Here is a 4,209-nt window from a genome sequence, read left to right as displayed (position 1 = left end):
TTGGGCGGCCTGGCAAGGCCGCATAGCGCGCAGCGCTAGGAATCTCTTTGTGCCTAAATCTACAATTGTGCAAGATTCTTATATAGCACAATCTACATTGGCAGGTATATTACTCACATACTCTCAGTAGGATATAGCGATAAAGGTGTTCGTGCAAAACAGAAAATCGGGGGGAATCATCCAGTGATTTTTCGGTACAAAACAGACGCGATGCGTCTTTTGCTTCGGCACCTGTCGAGGGGATATATCTACTGGACAGCCGGCAGCATCGAGGCCAAAAAATGGCCTGCACTTGAGGCTAAATTTTTAGACCGTTATCTAATTCACGCAACAGCTCAACAACGGTGGCGACGCAAAGCCAAAGGCCAGTGCAATAGCTATTTGGTTGGCTTGGTGGACAAAACCAACCCCGGCAAAATCTGGTGGTGGCTGCTAGTTACAGAGGGCGAGGGCATGGCCCACGACCTCGAAGACCTAAAGCAAAGCAGCAGCAAACGCGGGCGCTTGACCATGCCGGATGCTGATTATGAGGCCCTAAAAGCCCCGCGCCCAGGCAATAGCCCTGCGTGGACCTGGCGAATCACTGCGGATTCCTATGCAGGCTGGGAGGCCCGTCTAGCCAGCGCAGTACAAAACGCGCCTAGTGACGGCGGCGATGCCCTCCGGCAGGCCCTACACAGCCTGCAGCGCGTGCCAGGATTTGCTCAGTCCAGGAAACAGGCGTACGCCCTGGAGAACAGCGCGGTAAAGCGCTGGAAGCGCCTTAACCGCGGCGAGTGGCCGCATAAGCGGCTCCACATCGGCTGGCTAGGTCGCTACACCCAAGGGGAAATCGTCAAGGCTGAAAACATCGCCAGAACCAAAACAACAAAAACATCGGTTTAGCACGACTGGGGGTGCCTTTAGTCCCAGCGGCGCCCAAGCCCACGCGCAGCTCCTCAGTGCAGTGCCCAGCGGGTTCCCGCTCCTTCGTCGCTGCATCCGCTATCGCGGATACCCCTCCTTTCCTTGCTAAACGGGGTTGCAGTTGATGGGTTAAAAAATTGGAACAATTCCCCTCCCTGGCATCCGTCGTGAAACGAATCTCCGATTCGTGAACGGCGGTGCCCAACAACCGAGGAACGAGGGCGTTAGTGTGCGGGGCTGCACTGATCAGAGTGCATATCGCACTCTCAAACAGGTTGGTAGTTCGCTTCGCTCTTATCCCCCCTTAACAAGATATAAGAAGGGATTTCCAACGAACCCGCATGGGGCGGGAGCCGTTTTTTCAAAACGGGTTAGTCGGTCTATCAGAACTAGTTGGTCGGTCTATTGAAAAAAAGATAATTAATGATAGACGGCTATCAATAAAGTGGTTATTTTTGATTCACCGACATAATTTTTTGAATGCTGGTCTATCAGATTAAGGGCGGAATATGAGCAAGGTTGTCAGGTACGACAAGAACCCATTTATCGAAAACATGGTAGTGCCGATCAGAGGGCAAGCCGTGAGACTGTCGCAGCTAGGGAAGGACGACAACATCCTGGTAAACCAAGCTACAGGGGAGGTTCAGGGTACCCATGTAACGACCTATCGACGTGTAGATGCTGAGCAGTTTGTGAAGCTATTTACTGCCAATATTGCTCTCACTTTTGACCTCAAGGCAGCCGGTATCAAGGCATTTAACGTGCTGCTCTGGTGCTTGCAGAACCGAGCGGTTGAGCGAGATTTAATACCGCTAGACAAGATCGTGCTTGATGAGTTTTTAGCAGAACACTCCGATAGAAAGCCGCCTATCAAGCTATCTCAGCCAACTTTTTGGCGGGGTCTAGCCGAGCTGGAAAAGGCTCAGATAATCGCTAAACACCTACGCCAAGGCTGGTATTACATCAACCCGAATTTCGCGTTCAACGGCAATCGGATTGCATTCACGACAGTAATTGAGAGACAGCAACCAAAATCAAAAACAGAGGGAGATGCACACCTCCAGCAACCTTTGCCAATATCAACAAATGAAGGAGAAAGTAATGATTGAGCAATGGCACCACGACCACGCTGACAAGCTGCTGACAGCTGTAGGCTGGGGTAGCGACAAGTCGCCAGAGTGGCACGCGGGGCTGCATAACGCCGTTGCGTGGCACTTAGCAGAGCAACCGCTAGGCCATGGCCGATCAACGTGCCCACATGCGCTCAAAACGGCTCAGCGAGACGCCTGGATGGCCGGTTGGTCGTTTGGCCAAGCCAGATGCTTGGAGGAAGGCAGAGACGCCCTTCTGCGGGCTTAGAGGCCTGATGGGAAGGGATAGGCTTTCTCAAGCACCCGAAGCCAGGCGCTTGAGAAAGCCCCCGCACCCCGAAGGGTGCAGGAGCTTCACAGGGTCATGTGCCCTTAAAACCGTGTTTGCCAAGTGCTCCGCCGCGATACCATCGCAACGGGGAGCACTATGCGTGGGGTGCCACCCCCAGAGAACGCCACCACCGCCGTCTTTCAGCTCATAGCGGGGCCAGGTGCCAACCTGACCTTATTCCGCCTCACCACTGGGCTTCGACCATATCGCCCAGCAGCTTTCGCGCCTACTCAACAGCTCTCCCACACCTGGCTTGGACAGTGCCAACCGTCCATCCGCCCAGGTGCTTCCCACGTTAGTCTGTTACGTCAAAACACACCGCCACTCACTCCAGATCGACGCCCTGGTCTACACCTCACACCTGCCGTAGCAGGGTTTTCAGCGGCCCGAGATTCCAAAGCAGCTCGCTTACTAGCGCCGTCCTTCAATATGATGGCCAGACCCGCAAGGTCATGGCTGTGTGCCTCTTACCCCGATGCGACCTCAACGGCCGCAATTACTGGCTTGAGCTATACAGCGATCTCAACAGGTTGCCCCATCGAGTACCAACGCTTCCAGGTTTCCCCTCCGCGCCCTGACGCCTTACGAACGCCCTCAGCAGCCCACCAGCAGGGTCTCCGTTCTACCGTTTCCAGCAGCCCGCAGCCAGGATTTTCACCTGTTCGGAACAAACAGGGCTGGTCGTGTCACCACGAGGCCCGTTTCCGTGTCGCCCAACCCCGCCCGTTCGGGCGTCCAGTGGATTGGGTCGAACCGGGGGATTTCACCCCGGAGCGCCCTACGTTTGCCGTGCCAGCTCGATTAGGAGCACACGGCTTCGGCAGTGGCAGCCCGACAGTTGGCGACTGTCGGGCCTCCCCAGTGTTGGCAGCACTAGGTTTCTCTTCTCGCATCCGATCCCAGTGGAATCGGAACACTTGGCAAATCAACGGTTTAAAGAGCGTCTATCGACTTTACTTAACCCTGCGACGCTTCATGCGCGGTAGCGCTTTCGCGAGGTACTACAGTCACCCCCCTATTTCTGCGGGGTCTCAGGTACTGCGTAACCTGGATCGAGGCCGATAGGGACGGCGGCTCCAGTGGGCATCTGGCCCTGTTGACACACTATGGATCCCGTGTGTCAGGGGACTTGCTCAGCTAAGACGCTGCATGCCGCCGTACGCGCACGGGGCGCGGAGGGCTGATCATCTTCAACGTCTCAAAATCCATGTGTTCGTGGCCTGTCGCCTGCCGCAAGCGCCGCTCATGGCCACACAGGCGGTTTCTCATCATCTCACGGGCCTGATCGCGCTCAAGCTGAGCATGAGCCACAGCGGCTTGCTGCTGCTCAACCCAGACTCGATATTGAGCCTCAACCGCATCGAGCTGGGCCTGCTGCTGCTCAATCTGGGCGGTCTGCTGATCGAGCGCCTCCTGTCGTTCCTGCATGACCCTGCGGCTATGCTCCAGCTCGACCAGCGCCCTCTCTGTCGCTCGTTGCTCCGCCTCCTGCGCATTTCGTTCAGCCAAGCCACGCAAACGCTCAGCCTCAGCCACGGCAAACGACGCTGTTTCAGCGTCTACCAGGGCCCGCTCCCGCTGTTCAGCCATATCACGTTGCGCATTGTGCTGAATGCGCTCCCGCTCGGCGTCCTCAATCCAGCGCAATAGCGGCAGCATGCTGCCCAGCACGACGACCAACAACCAGCTCAGGCCCGCACCTACCAACAGTAACCGCTCCAGCGGATAGCCGATGCTGTGCAACTCATCGAGCTGCGGCCAGCTGTACCAGGTCGCTACCGCGACTGGTGCAGCGCCTAGCAGCGCGATGAACAACAATCTCAGCATGGCGTCTCCGAAGCTAAAACCAGCCGCCTGTCGGCGGCAAAAATTCTGCGAATT

The 4,209-nt window shown here is 56.3% G+C and carries 4 protein-coding genes; 3 read left to right on the top strand and 1 reads right to left on the bottom strand.

Annotated elements, in window-relative coordinates; all coding sequences use genetic code 11:
- Positions 1-210: 210 nt before the first annotated feature.
- From ACT3R7_RS20415 to ACT3R7_RS20405, 3 genes are all read left to right on the top strand, one after another.
- Positions 211-885 carry a hypothetical protein gene (locus ACT3R7_RS20415; protein ID WP_444673382.1) on the top strand — a complete coding sequence of 225 codons (675 nt, stop codon included), beginning with the start codon at positions 211-213 and terminating at the stop codon, positions 883-885.
- Positions 886-1,415: 530 nt separating this feature from the next.
- The gene (locus tag ACT3R7_RS20410; RefSeq protein WP_193059335.1) at positions 1,416-2,015 is read left to right on the top strand and encodes a replication/maintenance protein RepL; all 600 of its coding nucleotides are present in this window, start codon (positions 1,416-1,418) and stop codon (positions 2,013-2,015) included.
- Positions 2,008-2,265: a hypothetical protein gene (locus ACT3R7_RS20405; RefSeq protein ID WP_193057439.1), complete on the top strand. Its 258-nt coding sequence runs from the start codon at positions 2,008-2,010 to the stop codon at positions 2,263-2,265. The genes ACT3R7_RS20410 and ACT3R7_RS20405 overlap by 8 nt, the downstream gene beginning before the upstream one ends.
- A 1,200-nt stretch (positions 2,266-3,465) precedes the next feature.
- On the opposite strand, the gene ACT3R7_RS20400 is transcribed toward ACT3R7_RS20405, so the two are convergent.
- On the bottom strand, positions 3,466-4,209 hold a 744-nt coding region (locus tag ACT3R7_RS20400), incomplete at its 5' end, for a hypothetical protein (protein WP_496199446.1).

It is taken from the genome of Halomonas sp. AOP43-A1-21 (assembly GCF_052376775.1).
GTDB lineage: Bacteria > Pseudomonadota > Gammaproteobacteria > Pseudomonadales > Halomonadaceae > Vreelandella > Vreelandella colorata.
Note: the sequence above shows the minus strand (reverse complement) of the source record. Positions and strands in the feature narration are given on the sequence as shown.